This is a genomic window from bacterium, assembly GCA_030648955.1.
GTDB lineage: Bacteria > Patescibacteriota > Minisyncoccia > Phycocordibacterales > JAUSHB01 > JAUSHB01.
In genome coordinates this window covers 12,497-28,987 of record JAUSHB010000011.1, presented here as the reverse complement: position 1 = coordinate 28,987, position 16,491 = coordinate 12,497, and the positions used below count along the sequence as shown (strand labels likewise).

The 16,491-nt window shown below is 42.7% G+C and carries 19 protein-coding genes; 18 read left to right on the top strand and 1 reads right to left on the bottom strand.

The genetic code is table 11. The features are described from left to right. The first annotated feature begins 10 nt into the window (after positions 1-10). The 14 genes from Q7S11_02405 (at position 11) to Q7S11_02340 (ending at position 12,675) form a co-directional block, all read left to right on the top strand. Positions 11-556 (top strand): hypothetical protein, encoded by a 546-nt coding sequence (locus Q7S11_02405; protein MDO8572603.1) that lies wholly within the window; start codon positions 11-13, stop codon positions 554-556. Continuing rightward, positions 553-1,035: a hypothetical protein gene (locus Q7S11_02400; GenBank protein ID MDO8572602.1), complete on the top strand. Its 483-nt coding sequence runs from the start codon at positions 553-555 to the stop codon at positions 1,033-1,035. The genes Q7S11_02405 and Q7S11_02400 overlap by 4 nt, the downstream gene beginning before the upstream one ends. A 90-nt stretch (positions 1,036-1,125) precedes the next feature. Then, positions 1,126-1,644 (top strand): DUF1573 domain-containing protein, encoded by a 519-nt coding sequence (locus tag Q7S11_02395; protein MDO8572601.1) that lies wholly within the window; start codon positions 1,126-1,128, stop codon positions 1,642-1,644. Positions 1,645-1,667: 23 nt separating this feature from the next. Continuing rightward, complete coding sequence (locus Q7S11_02390) at positions 1,668-2,168, top strand: DUF1573 domain-containing protein (GenBank protein ID MDO8572600.1); 501 nt, start codon at positions 1,668-1,670, stop codon at positions 2,166-2,168. Between the two features lie 22 nt (positions 2,169-2,190). Continuing rightward, on the top strand, positions 2,191-2,649 hold the full coding sequence (locus Q7S11_02385; protein MDO8572599.1) for a hypothetical protein: 459 nt from the start codon (positions 2,191-2,193) through the stop codon (positions 2,647-2,649). Positions 2,650-2,711: 62 nt separating this feature from the next. After that, a complete protein-coding gene (locus Q7S11_02380) occupies positions 2,712-2,933 on the top strand; it encodes a hypothetical protein (protein MDO8572598.1) in 222 nt (73 codons plus the stop codon). 5 nt (positions 2,934-2,938) lie between these two features. Next, positions 2,939-5,083 carry a heavy metal translocating P-type ATPase gene (locus Q7S11_02375; protein ID MDO8572597.1) on the top strand — a complete coding sequence of 715 codons (2,145 nt, stop codon included), beginning with the start codon at positions 2,939-2,941 and terminating at the stop codon, positions 5,081-5,083. Between the two features lie 44 nt (positions 5,084-5,127). Continuing rightward, a complete protein-coding gene (locus Q7S11_02370) occupies positions 5,128-5,517 on the top strand; it encodes a hypothetical protein (GenBank protein MDO8572596.1) in 390 nt (129 codons plus the stop codon). 108 nt (positions 5,518-5,625) lie between these two features. Then, a complete protein-coding gene (locus Q7S11_02365) occupies positions 5,626-7,308 on the top strand; it encodes a hypothetical protein (protein MDO8572595.1) in 1,683 nt (560 codons plus the stop codon). A 10-nt stretch (positions 7,309-7,318) separates the two neighbouring features. Beyond that, positions 7,319-10,429, top strand: coding sequence for an efflux RND transporter permease subunit (locus Q7S11_02360; protein MDO8572594.1), 3,111 nt, complete (start codon positions 7,319-7,321; stop codon positions 10,427-10,429). 36 nt (positions 10,430-10,465) lie between these two features. Beyond that, on the top strand, positions 10,466-10,804 hold the full coding sequence (locus tag Q7S11_02355; protein ID MDO8572593.1) for a hypothetical protein: 339 nt from the start codon (positions 10,466-10,468) through the stop codon (positions 10,802-10,804). Positions 10,805-11,049: 245 nt separating this feature from the next. After that, positions 11,050-11,265, top strand: coding sequence for a DUF2061 domain-containing protein (locus Q7S11_02350; protein MDO8572592.1), 216 nt, complete (start codon positions 11,050-11,052; stop codon positions 11,263-11,265). Positions 11,266-11,349: 84 nt separating this feature from the next. After that, positions 11,350-12,033: an SHOCT domain-containing protein gene (locus Q7S11_02345; GenBank protein MDO8572591.1), complete on the top strand. Its 684-nt coding sequence runs from the start codon at positions 11,350-11,352 to the stop codon at positions 12,031-12,033. Positions 12,034-12,150: 117 nt separating this feature from the next. Further along, the gene (locus tag Q7S11_02340; protein MDO8572590.1) at positions 12,151-12,675 is read left to right on the top strand and encodes a cupredoxin domain-containing protein; all 525 of its coding nucleotides are present in this window, start codon (positions 12,151-12,153) and stop codon (positions 12,673-12,675) included. Between the two features lie 44 nt (positions 12,676-12,719). Here the strand turns inward: Q7S11_02340 and Q7S11_02335 are convergent, their stop codons facing one another. Next, on the bottom strand, positions 12,720-12,911 hold the full coding sequence (locus Q7S11_02335) for a hypothetical protein (protein ID MDO8572589.1): 192 nt from the start codon (positions 12,909-12,911) through the stop codon (positions 12,720-12,722). A 64-nt stretch (positions 12,912-12,975) separates the two neighbouring features. On the opposite strand from Q7S11_02335, the gene Q7S11_02330 reads away from it, so the two are divergent. The 4 genes from Q7S11_02330 (at position 12,976) to Q7S11_02315 (ending at position 16,481) form a co-directional block, all read left to right on the top strand. Continuing rightward, positions 12,976-13,269, top strand: coding sequence for an MGMT family protein (locus tag Q7S11_02330; GenBank protein MDO8572588.1), 294 nt, complete (start codon positions 12,976-12,978; stop codon positions 13,267-13,269). 237 nt (positions 13,270-13,506) lie between these two features. Beyond that, complete coding sequence (locus tag Q7S11_02325) at positions 13,507-14,733, top strand: glycosyltransferase family 4 protein (protein ID MDO8572587.1); 1,227 nt, start codon at positions 13,507-13,509, stop codon at positions 14,731-14,733. Positions 14,734-14,855: 122 nt separating this feature from the next. Further along, the gene (locus tag Q7S11_02320; protein MDO8572586.1) at positions 14,856-16,076 is read left to right on the top strand and encodes a glycoside hydrolase family 57 protein; all 1,221 of its coding nucleotides are present in this window, start codon (positions 14,856-14,858) and stop codon (positions 16,074-16,076) included. A 51-nt stretch (positions 16,077-16,127) separates the two neighbouring features. Further along, positions 16,128-16,481: a hypothetical protein gene (locus tag Q7S11_02315; GenBank protein ID MDO8572585.1), complete on the top strand. Its 354-nt coding sequence runs from the start codon at positions 16,128-16,130 to the stop codon at positions 16,479-16,481. Positions 16,482-16,491: the final 10 nt, after the last annotated feature.

Here is a 16,491-nt window from a genome sequence, read left to right as displayed (position 1 = left end):
AAAATAGTATATGATTCGCATAATTAAAAACATTCTTCGACATCCCGCATATATAGCCATCTCTCTTGGAGTTGCATTTACTGCATTTGCGTTTGTCATGTGGCTTCCTAATATATCGTTTATCTCAAGTGTGTTTGAAAATATGAATGTTTCGTGGAGCGACAAAATAATATTCCTCTTTATACTCCTCGAATCCATTACAACGAACTTCACTGTTCTTGGTGCGTTCTCAACCGTGCTCATCGCCCTTTTATTCGGAATACAAATCGCGCTTACGGCATATCTACTGATAGAGCGGTCGTTTATTGTGGCAGGCAAAAGCACTGTCGCAAGTGCCACGGGAGTGGGTATGGGGCTTTTGGGTATTGGGTGCTCTGCGTGTGGCTCGCTTATCCTCACCGCGATTCTTCCCGCAATTGGCGTGTCTGGTGTTCTTGCACTTTTACCGCTTGGTGGTGCGGAATTCAGCCTTTTGGGAGTCCTTATGATTGCATTATCAGTATTTTTTACCGCGCGGTACATAATGCGTCCCGCGGTATGTAATCCAAAATCATGAAAAAATTAAATATTTCAGTTCTTATTATTCTTGGGGTCATTGCGTTACTTTTTGGGAGTTCTTGGTTTTCCCGCAGTCTCGGAGAAAAAACGGGAAACAGTATCGTATCGCGAAACGGTCTTCATCGCCACGCAACGCTTGCCATATATATTGATGAGGCAAAACAAAATCTTTCACCAGGTATCGGGCTTGGCGCTACGCACCAGCCGATGCATACCCATGATCCTGACAATGTGGTTCATATGGAAATGGAAGGAACGGTGAGGCAGAACGATCTTGCTCTTGGACAATTCTTGCGCATCTGGGGAAAATCCTTTGATAGCTTCGGAACGCTAGAACGCATGACGGTGAACGGCAAGGAGACAACCGCAGGAGAAAGCTACATCATGGAAAATGGAGATACCGTTGAATTGCGCTACCGTTCGAATGCAAATCCTGCCGTCCTTGGGACGAGCACCTCTTCCGCACGGCTTCAATGAACACACAGGAAAACGACGTGGATGCAATAGGGCGACACGATAGCCCGTAATATGCGTAATATAATTGCGTTACTTAATTAAAAAAATATTATGAAAAAAAATCAACTTGTTATGCTTGTAATCTTTGCAGTCGCAGTGGTTCTTATCATTCTCTTCGCGAATAGAACAGTACCTGTAAATTCAAAAAACAGCCCAAATATTCTTATTGATTCGGCAAATGGTGCAGGAGCACTTGTTGCCGTCGAGCCGTTTTACGACCTTGGCACTATCTCTATGTCGGCAGGCAAGGTCTCGCAGATATTCAAAATAATAAATAGCGGGGAATCTCCTGCGCAGGTCAAAAAAATATACACATCGTGCATGTGTACAACCGCGACTCTTACCACAAAGGAAGGCATGGCGGGACCATTTGGGATGCCGGGACACGAAGCAATTCCAACCATTTCCCAAACTATCGCTCCCAACGAAGAAGCAAGCATTGAAGCGATATTTGACCCTGCTGCACATGGACCACAAGGGGTCGGGAGAGTTCGACGGACCATCTATATCGAAACAGATGCCCAAAAAGATCCTCTAGAACTTACCTTTGAAGCAACCGTAACACCTTAAATTTAATCTTAACCTTTAAACATATGACGCAAAAAAATATAGTAATAACAATTGGCATTGTGGCGCTTTTGGTGCTACTCGCTGTTAATCTCCCCAAAAATCAAACTGCCCCAGCAGAACCTGTGGCGGGGAATGAAACAGTTCCCGCACGCGTACATGGACCGCACCTCACCCTTACTCCGGAAGAATATGATTTCGGGAAAATCCGCCAAAGTGGTGGCACGGTTTCAAAAACATTTGATGTATTCAATAATGGAAGCGAAGATGTTACCATCAATGAAGTTCTTGCCTCATGTAGTTGTACCACCGCAACGGTAGATAAAAAAATATTACGACCCGGGGAGGAGGGAACACTTACGATAGTATTCGATCCTAATTTTCACTACGAAGACGATGGAAAATTTTTTAGGACGGCTACCATCAAGTCAAATGCACACGGAAAAGCACCTGAAGCAAAAATCTTTGTCGAAGTGGACTACGATCTCGGTAAGGACGCATTAAAGTTTAAGGGAAATACGGATTAGTAAATTAATTACACCTTAAGTTATGTCTAAAACAATTATCCAAACAGTCACCAAGGGAATCGCAGCGGCAATCACAATGCTTGCCGTATTCTTTCTCGTGGTCACGTTTATTTCCGGCTGGGAATTCACCTTGAGCCAATTTTACGCGTATTGGTATTTCATTCTGGGTTTGGCAGTCGGATTCGGCATTCAGATCGGTCTTTACAGTTACCTCAAGCAAGCGGTGGCACATGGCAACGGGCCTAAGGCAGTCGTCGCTATCTCCGGAACAACTTCGACTGCAGCCATGATCTCTTGTTGCGCGCATTATCTTGCAAACATTCTTCCCGTGCTAGGTATCACTGGATTCGTAAGCATTATTGGCCAATACCAGACAGAACTTTTCTGGGTTGGTATCATCTTTAATGTTGGCGGAATTGCTTATATCGCGCAAAAAATTGTCGAGTTTAATCGTCACATGAAACAGATGCAAAAATCATAAATCATGCATGAGGTAAAAAGTTATACATTACGGTTGGTTAACAATTAATTTAATTCAAAAATATGAAACTATCAAAAGCAATGCATATTATAAGCGTTGTTGTGGGGTTAACTGGAGTTACTACATTTGCGGGCGCAATTTTAGGTGGGTCTGATAATCTTGTGTTTGGTATTACAAAAGTGGATGCACTGCTCTGCGCTGGAATTCTTATTCTTATTGCAATTTGGCTTGCGATTGGAACGATTCACCACATGATGCTTGAGAAACAGGGAGAAATTATTTAATTGTCATGGACCACTCACTACATGACCACACGAACCGGGAGTCAAGCACAAGAGATTCTCTCGGGGTTTCTTACGCCTGTCCGATGCATCCCAAAATTGTTTCTGACAAGCCAGGAATATGTTCGGCGTGTGGGATGAATCTGGTGCCAAGAATGCAAAAAATAAAAACAGTTAATGGCGATGGACACAATAAACACGAAGGGCATTCCACAAGTATCTTTAAGGTTAAGTTCTGGGTAAGTCTTATTTTGTCTATCCCAATTGTCGCTTATTCCGACATCGCGCAGAAACTTCTTAATTGGGAAGCTCCGCAGTTTTTTGGTTCGGAGTATCTACCGTTTATTCTCTCCTCAATCATTTTCTTTTATGGCGGATGGATATTTATCGCGTCCGCATATCGGGAACTCAAAGCGCACTTGCCGGGAATGATGACCTTGATTTCGCTTGCGATTACTACGGCGTATGTGTATAGCGTCGCCGTTGTGTTCATTGGGGAAGGCGAGACACTTTTTTGGGAGCTCGCGACGCTCATCACCATCATGCTTTTGGGACACTGGCTTGAGATGCGTGCCGTTTCGGGAGCGCGGGGTGCTCTTCAAGAACTATCAAAACTCTTGCCGGACCAAGCAGAGGTTGTGCGAGACGGGAAGGTGGAGACGATCGCACTCTCGGAATTGAGGAAGGGCGATCTGATGCTGGTAAAACCGGGCGGCAGAATTCCTGCGGATGGCGTCGTGAAAGATGGAGTCTCGGACGTGAACGAATCCATTGCGACCGGCGAATCAAAACCTGTGCCAAAAAAAGAAGGCGATGCGGTGATCGCTGGCACGACGCTTAGCGACGGTTCTCTCCAAGTGACGGTGACGAAGATTGGCGCCGAAACATTTTTGGCCGGCGTGATGCGCCTTGTCGCGGAGGCGCAAAGTTCAAAGTCACGGCTCCAGATGCTCTCCGACCGCGCGGCGTATTATCTCACCATCATCGCGGTGGTTACTGGTGGCATCACATTTGCAACGTGGCTTGCGCTCTCTGACGTCGCATTTGCCATTAATCGTATGGTCGCGGTGCTTGTCATTGCTTGCCCGCACGCGCTTGGGCTCGCAATACCGCTCGTTGCATCCATTTCAACAACGAAAGCAGCGCGGAATGGATTTCTCGTCAAACAACGCCTTGCACTTGAAGCCGCGCGCAACATCGATGTCGTTTTATTTGACAAAACAGGAACACTTACTCGCGGGGAGTTTGGGATTGACGCGCTTATCCCCGTGACGGAAGGGAATGAAGCCGAAATTCTGCAATACGCCGCCTCGGTGAATAGTCTCTCCGAGCATCCGCTTGCAAGGGCGATGGTGGAAGAAGCGAAAAAGAAAAACATCGCGCTTCTGTCGGTGAAGAATTTTGAAAGGATACCAGGGAAGGGTGCTCAAGCCCTAGTCAATGGCGTGGAAACAATCATCGGAAGTACGTCGCTTTCGGAGGAGCGCAACGCGGCGCTTCAGGGTAATATCAAAGAAAAAGTTCGCGTGCTAGAGAGCCAAGGTAAAACAATAAATGTTGTCATACGGGATGGCAAAGCGCTCGGCGCGATTGCGCTTGCTGATGTCATACGCGAGGAGTCACGCGAAGCGATCAACAGTCTTCGCGCGATGGGAATCAAGACTGCTATGATCACGGGTGATTCGGAAGACGTGGCAAAATGGGTTGCGGAAGAACTTGGCATCGACGAATATTTTGCTCGCGTACTTCCGGAGCAGAAGTCGGAGAAGGTGAAGCTTTTGCAGTCTCGTGGTTTGAAGGTGGCCATGGTTGGTGACGGCGTGAATGACGCACCGGCACTTACTCAAGCTGATGTCGGTATTGCCATTGGAGCAGGGACGAATGTGGCAATCGAATCGGCGGGAATTATTCTTGTGAGAAATGACCCCCGTGATATTCCAAAGATCATTCGGCTCTCAAAGATCACATACGCAAAAATGATTCAAAATCTTTTTTGGGCAACAGGGTATAATGTGATTGCAATTCCGCTTGCGGCTGGTGTTTTGGCATTTAAAGGTATACTCTTAGAGCCAGCGATTGCGGCGGTGTTCATGTCTTTGAGTACTGTTATTGTGGCTTTCAATGCAGTACTCTTACGAAGACAGCCCTTGTAATTACGGTAACCAAGGAGTACGATAGTATAAATAGCGTGAATAGTATGAAATATTGTATAGCACTCATAGTAATTCTAGGGATTATCGGAATAGGCATTTTCGGTTTTTTTGCAATGAAACACAGCGCAGATGGCGTAATGAGCAGTAATTGCCCAATTGCGTCGCTCCCTATTTCTGTTTGCTCTTCAGGCGCTTTGTCTGCGCTCTCGCATTCTCTTTCAATGTATCAGGCGTTTACTAATGGTATTGTTTCTTCGATTGTCACACAAGTATTGGCGGTTGTCTTTCTTCTGGTTGTATTGACGTATATATTAAGAATACACCTCACCCCGCAACTGTTTATCTTGTCTCGCAATTTTACCGCGAAACTGTACCGACCGCAGGCACTTACTCGCTGGTTGTCTCTTTTGGTAAATAGTCCATCTCTGAATTAAGGCGAAAGAATAACGGTCACAACCCGACAGTTTTTCTTTTGCCTTCTTAAGCCGCCTCAAGCGCGCTTTTTTGTTGTTTTTAGAAAATTAATTAACTACTGAAAAAATATGAATGATATTATTAAAAAAATTATTACTCGTCTATCGGGTGATAAAAAAATGGCAGGAATGGTATTCGCGGTTCTCGCACTCACTGTTTTTGGTACGGCGTTTGCCAGCAAGAATGTGTTTAATCAGCGCGCGATGCAGGCATCGGTCGCGTTAAGTATGGAAGATTCCGACGACTCATCCAAGATGCGTGGTGTTGCAACCGTAGGCGCTGAAATTGCAACAGGTACTGAATCGCCAGGAAGTTCGTGGTCCGGGGAGATTGTTTCACTTGGGAATATTCCCATACAACCACAGCGCGAGGGGACAATTGTTGAATGGAGGGTAAAAATCGGTCAGTGGGTAAACGAAGGTCAGACGCTCGGTAAACTTTCTCCGCCACCAGCAACACCAGAGCTCATATCTATGCTTGCAGACAAAGCAGAGCTCTTGGCTCGCGCCCGAGCGCAAGCAACAACTACAGAAATCTTTACTGAAAAAACAATAGAGCAACTCAAAACACTTTCGAGTTCTTTTGAAAAGGAGGCAAGCGGGGTGCAAATCAAAAATACCGTGAGTGCGCAAAAGCAAAACGTTCGTGTTTTTATTGACCAGATTTTGTTCAAGCATGGGAGTGTTGCGAGTAATGCCACAACTCCTTCCTCGTTCCGATTTGGCAGTCTCAATAGGCAATATGGACAACTTGATCAATCAAATCAAAATGCATACGAACTTGCTTTTATGAGGCTCGCCAAAGAGTTGAATAATCCAGATGTATTTCCGTTTGATTCTGCTCGGGAATACCTTGCGGTGGCGGTTCGTCTCGCGAACACGACACAGGAGAGCTCCGAGATCACTGATATTCGAACAATGATGCGTGAAGATCAGGAAAAATTTCTCACGATGCTCGCGGAGATCACGACAACAGAGATCGAGTATAAAACTATGTGGAGAGAAATTAATGAAAAAATTGCAGACAATGAACGATTACGCGCAATGTCACGTGCAGAGGTCAAAGCTGCAGAGGCCTCTTACGCAACCGTTGAACGGAGTATTAATGGAGGCCTCTTTATTCCTGCTCCGCGCTCGGGCGTAATTTCAACTATCACTAAAAAGGTGGGGGAATTCGTAGGTCCGGGTATGCCCGTTGCTTCGCTTAATACTGGTAATATCGGCGAGCGGTTTGTACGCTTCAGTATTCCAAGTAATGTAAAACTTCCAAAAATTGGCTCGACATTATCTGTTGTGCGACCAGGTTTTTCGCAGGATATTCAAAACGTTAAAGTATTTGGCATCGGCACGTCGCTTGACACTACTGGTGCATATATGGCTGACGCGACATTTTTGACGCCAGTGGATTGGCCAGTCAATGCATCGGTGCGAGTTATTGCTCCACAAAGCTCACGTGATCCCATTATTGAAATTTCATCAGTGTGGTGGAGTGAAGAGGGCGTACCACATGTGTGGGGCGTATCAGAAGGGGGGAGAATCTTTGCAAAAAAGATAATTATTGGTCGTACGCTCGGCGCCTCAATCGAAGTGTATGAGGGGCTTAAAAATGGTGATCGCTATATCATAAGCCCTACCGCAGATATTTACGAGGGCGTACTACTTGATGACACCATAAAAGATCCCGTATCAAAAGATGGCGCCGCAACGTTCCCTGCTAAGTCGGGCGGGCATGAAAATATGCCGGGGATGTAATCCAAAATATATGTTTAACAAAATCATTTCTTGGTCCCTTGGAAATAAAATCACCGTGCTTGTCATAGCTGGAATTACGACCATCGCAGGGTTGTGGAGTATTGCTACCATGAAAGTGGATATTCTTCCCGATATCAACAAGCCAACAGTCACGATCTTTGCGGAAAGTCCAGGTATGGCGGCCGAAGAAGTCGAACGACTCATTCTTAATCCTATTGAAGCAGTAATTGCCGGGGCTCCTGGTGTCGAAAGAATACGAAGTAATGCATCATTTGCACAAGCAACAGTTAATATGGAATTTGCTTGGGGGAGTGATACATTGCGCAATAGACAGGTAGTGCAAGAACGCTTGGCGCAAGCAATATTGCCTTTCGGCGTAAAGCCAATTCTCGGTCCGTCAACATCTCTATTGGGGGAGATTATGTGGATCGGGATAAGCTCATCTGATTCTAAAATAACCCCGATGGAACTTCGGACTCTTGCAAATTGGACCATTCGCCCCGCATTACTTAAAACGGAAGGTGTGGCAAATGTTTTGGTGATGGGTGGTGATGTTCGCGAGTGGCAGATTAATATCAATGCCGAACGCATGCGCCGTTATGGGATAATGCTTGATGACATCCGTAAAAATGTAGAAAATGCTCTCGTAAATAAAAGCGGAGGTCTTCTTACGGAGGGGGGAAAAGAATATTCTATCCGTATCCTTATTGCACCAACCGAAGCCGCTGATTTACGGGACATTTCTATCGGTCAGAATCCGATGGACGAAAGCCCCGTTCGTCTTGGTGATATTGCGGCGGTTATTGAGGGACCGAGTATTATTCGCGGAAGCGGAGCAATTGATGGCAAGTCCGGTGTTATATTACGAATCATTAGACAGCCAGATGCGCAGACTCTCACGGTTACCGATGCAATAGATACAACATTCAGATCACTTTCCGCAAGCCTTCCTTCCGGAGTAGAACTTCACCCGAATCTTTTTCGACAGGAGAATTTTATTCGTGCAGGCTTGAAGAATGTTGAAGGAGCTCTTCGTGATGGCACAATACTGGTCATCTTAGTTCTCGTTATCTTCCTTATGAACGGAAGAGTGACTATTATTACATTGGCTGCAATTCCCCTATCTATTCTGATTACCGCGATTGTATTTAAGGTATTTGGCTTCTCGATAAATGTAATGACTTTGGGTGGTGTCGCAGTTGCGGTGGGTGAACTCGTTGATGATGCGATTGTTGGCGTTGAAAATGTTTTTCGCCGCTTGCGCTTGTGGATATCTTCCGACAAAAAAGAAGATTATGAAGGCGTCATCTTGTCCGCTTCAACAGAGGTTCGTAATTCAATTGTCTACGCGACCATTCTTGTTGCGGTGGTGTTTATCCCGATATTCTTTATGCCGGGTATTGAAGGACGACTTCTCGTGGCTCTCGGGGCTGCATATCTTGTTTCTATTGTTGCGTCTATGGTAGTGTCGCTTACGGTGACACCTGTACTCTCCGCACTCCTACTTAACGACAAATCGCTTGCCGGGCACGAGAAAGAGACAAAGATTGTACAAAAAATCAAAGAACGCATAACGCCGTGGATCTATTGGTGTATCACCAATGTGAAAATAATTGGAAGTATCACGGTAATAGCCCTCTTTCTCACGGTCGGAATGTATTTCTTTGCCGGTAAGGAAGGAATTCCACCATTTAATGAAGGGTCGATGGTGGTCATGCTCTTTTTGCCACCCGGTACGGCGCTTTCCACAACGAATGAATATGTGATAAAGCTTGAAAATGCCCTGCTTCAAGTAAAAGGAGTGCGCCAAGTGAGCAATATTGCCGGACGAGCATCTGCTGATCCTCACGGAGGAAGTGCTAACTCAAGTGAGGTGCAGATCGCGCTCAAGCCTGGATTTGAGGGCGAGCGCACGAGAATCTTCGTGGACATTCAGGCAGTGCTTGGTAGATTCGGTGATGCTGACTTTAGTCTGGGACAGCCAATCACGCATCGTGTGGAGATGCTTCTCTCGGGCGTGCGAGCACCTATCGTGGTAAAAGTTTTTGGCGATGATCCGATAAAAATGGAGAATGCCGCCAAACAAGTTCTCGCCGAGCTTAAAAAACAAAAAGGAATTGAAAATCCCCGTATTCAACAAAATACTGTTGTCCCGGAATTTCGTATTTATGTTGATAGAAATCGCCTGGCAGAATACGGCCTATCTTCTGGTGAGGTTGCCCGTGATATTGAGATGGGGCTTATGGGGGATACATTAGGACAAGTTCGTCTCGGGGCCGCATCAGTCGATGTTGTCGTGCGTTATGATGCGGAGTCAAAAGGAACGATGGCATCTTTGCGTGATCTCGCCCTCCCCTTTGTGGGAGCGAAATCATTGGGAAGTGTCGGGGATATTCGGGTTGAGGGCGGCCTCAATAGTCAGGATCATGAAGGAGGAAAACGGGTGCTGGTAGTCTCTGCCAATTACCAAGGTACTGATGTGGTGGGAGCGGTAGGGGGAGCAAAAGCCGCACTTCTATCGCAAAAACTCCCAATAGGGGTGACACTTTCCTTTGAAGGAAATTACAAAAGTCAAAAAGAAAGTTCTCGCCAATTAGCCCTAGTATTTATTGTGGGGATAGCGATGATTTTCGGTGTGCTCTATCATGCGTTTAAGTCGATACCGATTGTGCTTTTGGTAATGACTAATATTCCAACAGTTTTAATTGGTGGAATGATTGGCGTGTGGCTAACGGGCGGATCGGTGAATCTTGCGCATCTCGTCGGATTTATTTCGCTTGCCGGAATTGTTTCTCGAAATGGCATTATGCTCATTGGTCGCAGTTTGTCTCTTGTGCAAAAGGAAGGTTTACCATTTATTCCAGAGACAATTGTGAAAGCAACACTTGACCGCGTTGTCCCAGTCCTGATGACATCACTCGTGACAGCACTTGCTCTTATCCCACTTATTATTTCGGGTGGTGATCCAGGTAAGGAGATGCTCAATCCATTAGCGGTTGTAATATTTGGCGGGCTGATTTCTTCCACGATCATTTCGCTTTTCCTAACGCCTGCATTATTCTATCGTTTCGGAAAAAAAACGGTATTACAAGAAAAGGAAATGGTGTCATCGGGATTCTGATGTCATAACTAATTAATCAAATTAATAAAAAATAATATGAATAACAATACAAATTTGGTCCTTGGAATAGTAATCGCTCTCATTATTGGTGCCAGTGCTGGATATTCATTTGGGAAGAGTCCGACTGATAATGGAGATAAAACAAAGGAGTTGCAAGACTCGGTTGTGATGATGAACGACCAAGCGGCCACCATTCAAAAGATGGCGGAAATGATGAAATCGAGTGGTATAATAATGCAAGAATTGGGATCAAAGTATAAAGAGGAAGGGATAATTATGAAAGGAAAGGATTTGGAAATAATGGGAGATGAATCTATGGCAGAGGTTATGGGCGCATCGGAAGTTCATAGCTCTATGAAACAAATGGAAATGTAGTTGGATAGGGAAATTGGAGGGAATGGAGGGGTAATTATAGTTCTAATATTCTAATAATATTTCAGTGCCGGAAGAGATAAACTCCCAGAACCGACTATCGCTACTTTCTTATCAATAGTAAGATCTTGAGAAGATCCACTAATACTTTTCATCACCAGAGCAGTGCTTATTGCGAGGTATAATGTAAGTGTGTAATAAAATCAGTGCAACTGTTATACTTTAAAAATCTTACTTAATATTTTGTTATGGCATTTTCTGAACATACCAAGCGTTCAATCATCAAAGCACTCACATTTCGTGCAATTATTCTTGTGTCGGACGGAATTATTATATTTCTGATCACGCATCGCTATGATGTAACACTTATCGCGATTTCGTTCTTTGGTATTATGCATACGGTATTCTATTTTTTCCATGAACGCGTCTGGAATAAGATCCGTTGGGGAAAAAGTACCCTTTAGCCACCTCGGTAAAAAGAATGCTGGCGTCGGGCCATTCTTTGTGGGATACTATATGTTATTAATATAACTCACAGCTAAAACTATATGAAAAAATATATTGCACTGTTTGCATTCCTCATTATGATTCCTCTTGGCGCCGCTTCTGCTCAAGGGATGATGGCGGAACAAAGCGCTACAGGTGCTGATGATCATACTGCAAAAGAAGAAGCAGAAGGGAAGGAAGTCTGGGGCAAACTTCAAGCAGGGACCACGGTGTGCACATCGCTTTCAGATGAACAGCTCGGAGCGCTTGGCGAATATTTTATGGGGCAAATGACGGGAAATGCGCATGTATCAATGAATCAGAGAATAACACAGATGATGGGCGAAGAAGGTGAAGAGGCGATGCACGTTGTGCTCGGCAAGCGTCTTTCTGGGTGTGATACAAGCGCAGCATTTCCTACAGGATCTGAAAATTTCATGATGCCTATGATGGGAGGATGGTCTACCGCATGGATGGATCAAGATGGGTCGTCTCCCTTTGGTAAAAATTCAAAAAACAATATGATGAACTTTGGATTTGGACATTGGGGCTGGTTTGGCGGAGTGTTCATGATCCTCTGGTGGGTTTTGATAATCGCTGGCATTGTTCTTCTGGTGCGACATTTTGGACATGGCAAAGAAGGAAGCTGTTTCAAGAAAAGCGTGCTTGATACCTTGAAGGAACGATACGCAAAAGGGGAGATTGATAAGAGTGAATACGAGTCTAAAAAGAAAGATCTTGGTTAAATTTTAACGCTAGAGAATATTCACACAAAGCAAGCCCCACCTAGGTGGGGCTTGCTTTGTGCTTACATACATCTTATTATTATGCGTAATACATATTACTAGTCAGATTTTATTAACATGAATCTACAAAACAATAAAGTCAGCCTTATTCTCGTTGGCGTCATAATTATCTTAATAGGATATTATGTTTTTGAAAAATCATCAGTGAACAACAATGACGCAATTTTTACTCCAGAAGCAACCACATCGTCAACAACGGTTACGACAACAAATACTTCAACGGAAACTAAAATCGTACCAAAAACTCCGACAGTGTCAAAACCAAGTCCTCAACCAAAACCAGTTGTTCAAACAATGACCAAAGACGGTCTCTATGTCATTTATTACACGAACGGGGGATTTTCGCCAACAACTCTTCAAATCAAAAAGGGAAAAGGTGTCAGATTTATAAATAATTCCGATAAAGCTATGCGCATTTTTGCTGATCTGCAAGAAGACAAAACATACAGTGCCCTCAATCAAAGTAAAACAGTTGGAAGAGGAGTTACGTATGATTTTGTTTTTAACGAAGCTGGCAATTGGGCATATCACAACGAAAACAATAAAAGTGATCGAGGTACGGTGGTTGTAGTTGAGCAGTAATTGATATATTTATTTTGATGAATACAAGGAAACAAAAAAGCACCTTAGAGGTGCTTTTTTGCTAATTCAGTAAGCTCGAGAATATGATTTTCTTTTTCTTGTTCAAGTTTCTTCCAGAATGCTTTACAGTCTGCGCAGTTATCTGAATCTTTTTCATACTCATCCTTGATTCGCCAAAGGCTTTTATTTTCTTCGGTGAGTTGAAGAAGGATATTGTAAGAGTGATTATTAAGCATAACGTTGTAAGTTTATTAATATTTAATTTCGACCGATGGTGTTACTATTGTATACTATCATAGTATGAGAAAAAACAGCGCGATATTCAGTGAGTGTGTATTAAAAATCGTCTCTGCTATTCCTCGTGGAAGTACGCTTACGTACAAAGAAGTTGCCACACGAGCAGGGTCTCCACGCGCCTGTCGTGCTGTCGGGAACATCATAAGTAAAAATTATAATCCACGCATTCCTTGTCACCGTGTAATCTACTCAAACGGGAATCTGGGGGGTTACAATAGGGGAAGTGCGATGAAACTCTTACTTTTAAAACAAGAAGGCGTAACGTTAACTATCACTCGTAAAAATAAGATTCACTAAAATACTATATAAAAAGGCTCAAAATTGCCCTTTTCAGATTTTAGATGGAATAATTTTTAAAAAAATAGGCTGTAAGCAAAAATAATTTCAACCGCAACAATTCAATCTGTGGATAAATAACTTGTTCACATCTCTACACCGAGAAGTGAATGGTGTATACTATATTCCATGTAGATTGGCATCACTCTTCTTTTTAAGTTATCTAAGTACATTTATTGAATACAATAATAACGCGCAATGAACATAAAGGTATTAATGTTTGGGTGGGAATTTCCTCCGTATAACAGCGGTGGACTTGGGACCGCTTGTTACGGTCTTTCCAAAGCACTTACGCAAAGTCGTGTACATATTACGTTTGTATTACCTAAAAAATTTAACGTACACTCATCAGATATCAAAATTTTATTTGCAGATGAACACGCGATAAAAATTCAGGAAGTAAACTCACTCCTATATCCGTATGTAACTTCCGAAGAATATGTGCTTGACCGCGAGCATATTAAAAACGATATTTACGGCAGGACACTTCTTGAAGAGGTTGAACGTTATGCGCGATCCGCTCGAAGAATCGCAAAAAAAGAAAAATTTGATATTATTCATGCGCACGACTGGCTTTCATTTCTTGCTGGTATTGAAGCAAAAAAAGTAAGTGGAAAACCTTTGATTGTTCATGTACATGCAACGGAGTTTGATCGCACGGGGGGACAGAGAGTAAATCAAAATGTGTACGAAATAGAGCGACGCGGACTTAATTTTGCGGATAAAATTATTGCGGTGAGTAATATGACGAAACAAAAAATTGTAGAGCATTATGGAATTAATCCAAATAAGATAGAGGTGGTACATAATGGTGTTGACGAAAACGATTGGAAAAAAGATCTCCGTCACATAGTCACACACTTTAGAGAGATGAATAAAAAAATTGTTCTCTACGCGGGAAGAATTACAATTCAAAAAGGCCCCGAATATTTTATACGTGCAGCAAAAAGAGTTCTCGAATATTGTCCTAGCGCCATATTTATTATGGCAGGATCTGGTGATATGGAACATCAAATAATGACAGAAGCCGCCTACCTGGGTATTTCTGACAAGATAATATTTACAGGATTCCTTCGTGGGGATGAATTATCTGCTATTTATCAAGCAGCAGATTTATATGTTATGCCCTCTGTATCTGAACCATTTGGCATTATTCCGCTTGAAGTTATATTGAGTGGCACACCAGTGCTTATATCAAAACAGTGTGGTGTTTCGGAAGTGCTTATCCATGCTCTCAAGAGTGATTTTTGGGATACTGAAGATATGGCGGACAAGATTGTGAGTGTTCTCAATCATGGTTCACTGAAAGATACCCTGCGCGATAATGGTAAGCATGAAGCAAGTAAGGTGACATGGAGAGAGTCCGCACGCAAGTGTATTAATCTTTACAAACAAATTCTGTCGAATCAACAATTTGCTGTATAATATATAACAAATGCAAAATTACAGTGCAAAATTTAAAAACAAAGAAACAAAGGAGCCGTCTTATCTTTTTGTTTCTGCTTTGTCATTTTTAATTTTGATTTTTTAATTTTAAATTTAATTTCATGCCCTCAGTTTGTTTTTATTTTCAAGTTCATCAACCTTACCGGATAAAACATTTTCGTGTTTTTGACATTGGTCATGACGACGCGTACTTCAACGACAATTCCGAGAACGATCTCAATAATCGTCGCATTCTTGAAAAAGTTGCTCGCAAATCATACTTGCCGGCAAATCGTACAATACTTGAACTCATTAAAAAACATCCTAATTTCAAGGTGAGTTATTCTCTTTCAGGTGTTCTTATGGAGCAACTAGAGAAATTTTCTCCAGAAACTCTGGAATCTTTCCAAGATCTTGCGGAAACGGGGAATGTAGAATTTTTAAGTGAAACATACTACCACTCTCTTTCTTTTTTGTACTCGCCGGAAGAGTTTCGTACGCAAGTAAAAATGCATAAAGATAAAATAATGGAGCACTTTGGACAAAAACCTAAGGTGTTTCGAAATACAGAGCTCATTTACAACAATAGTCTAGCGGTTGAAATAGAAAAAATGGGCTACAAGGGTATTTTGGCTGAAGGAGCAGATCATATTATGGGTTGGAGAAGTCCTAATTTTCTCTATCGTCCCAAGGGTACCAAAAATCTTTCTGTCTTGCTCAAAAATTACCGCTTGTCTGATGATATCGCATTTCGATTTTCATCTCGTGATTGGAAAGATTATCCTCTTACTGCGCCAAAGTTTTCGCAGTGGGTATCAGCAGTCAATGGAAATGGCAATCTCGTAAATCTTTTTATGGATTATGAAACGTTTGGAGAACATCAATGGGAAGATACTGGCATTTTTGAATTCTTGAGACATCTCCCGGGTGAAATTTTAAAACATCCAGACAATGATTTTGTCACACCATCGGAGGCAATCGATCGATATAACCCCGTTTCCGAACTCGATGTCCATAATTTTATTTCCTGGGCAGACATTGAACGAGATCTCTCTGCATGGCTTTCAAATCCAATCCAAAACGACGCAATTCGCAAGCTTTATGATCTAGAAAAAACAGTTCTCGGGTCAAATAATAAAGCATTAATCGATACCTGGAGAAAGATGCAGACCTCCGACCATTTTTATTATATGTGCACAAAATGGTTTGCTGATGGCGATGTTCATAAATATTTTAACCCCTACAGTTCTCCCTATGAAGCATTCATATCGTTCATGAATGCATTAGGGGATCTCAGGCTTCGTATACCCCATAAGAATAAAGAGAAAGCAACGGCACCATAAATATATCATCATGTATCAGGACATGCATTTAATAGAATTTATAAAATCACTATGGTAATAATAAAGAAAAAAGTAAAAAAAGTAGTAGCTAAAAAAACGAGTATACAAATGCCGTCAAGAAAAAACAAAGGGAAAGAAAGTAAGCACATGGTCAATGCTTCAGAAGCACAATGCTTTTGGGTATACAATGGGCCGACACTCGCGAATCTTAAAGACTTAAGTAATGCTCTCAAAAAATTATCAAAGGATCAATTTAATTATCATGCGAACACAACAAAGAACGACTTTGCATCCTGGGTTGAATTTGTACTTATGGATCCGGAGTGTGCGCAAGGACTTAAGAAATGCAAAAATAAAGCTTCTGCACATGCGTGCACCATTAAGGCACTAAAAAAATATAAGTGAAATAATGAGT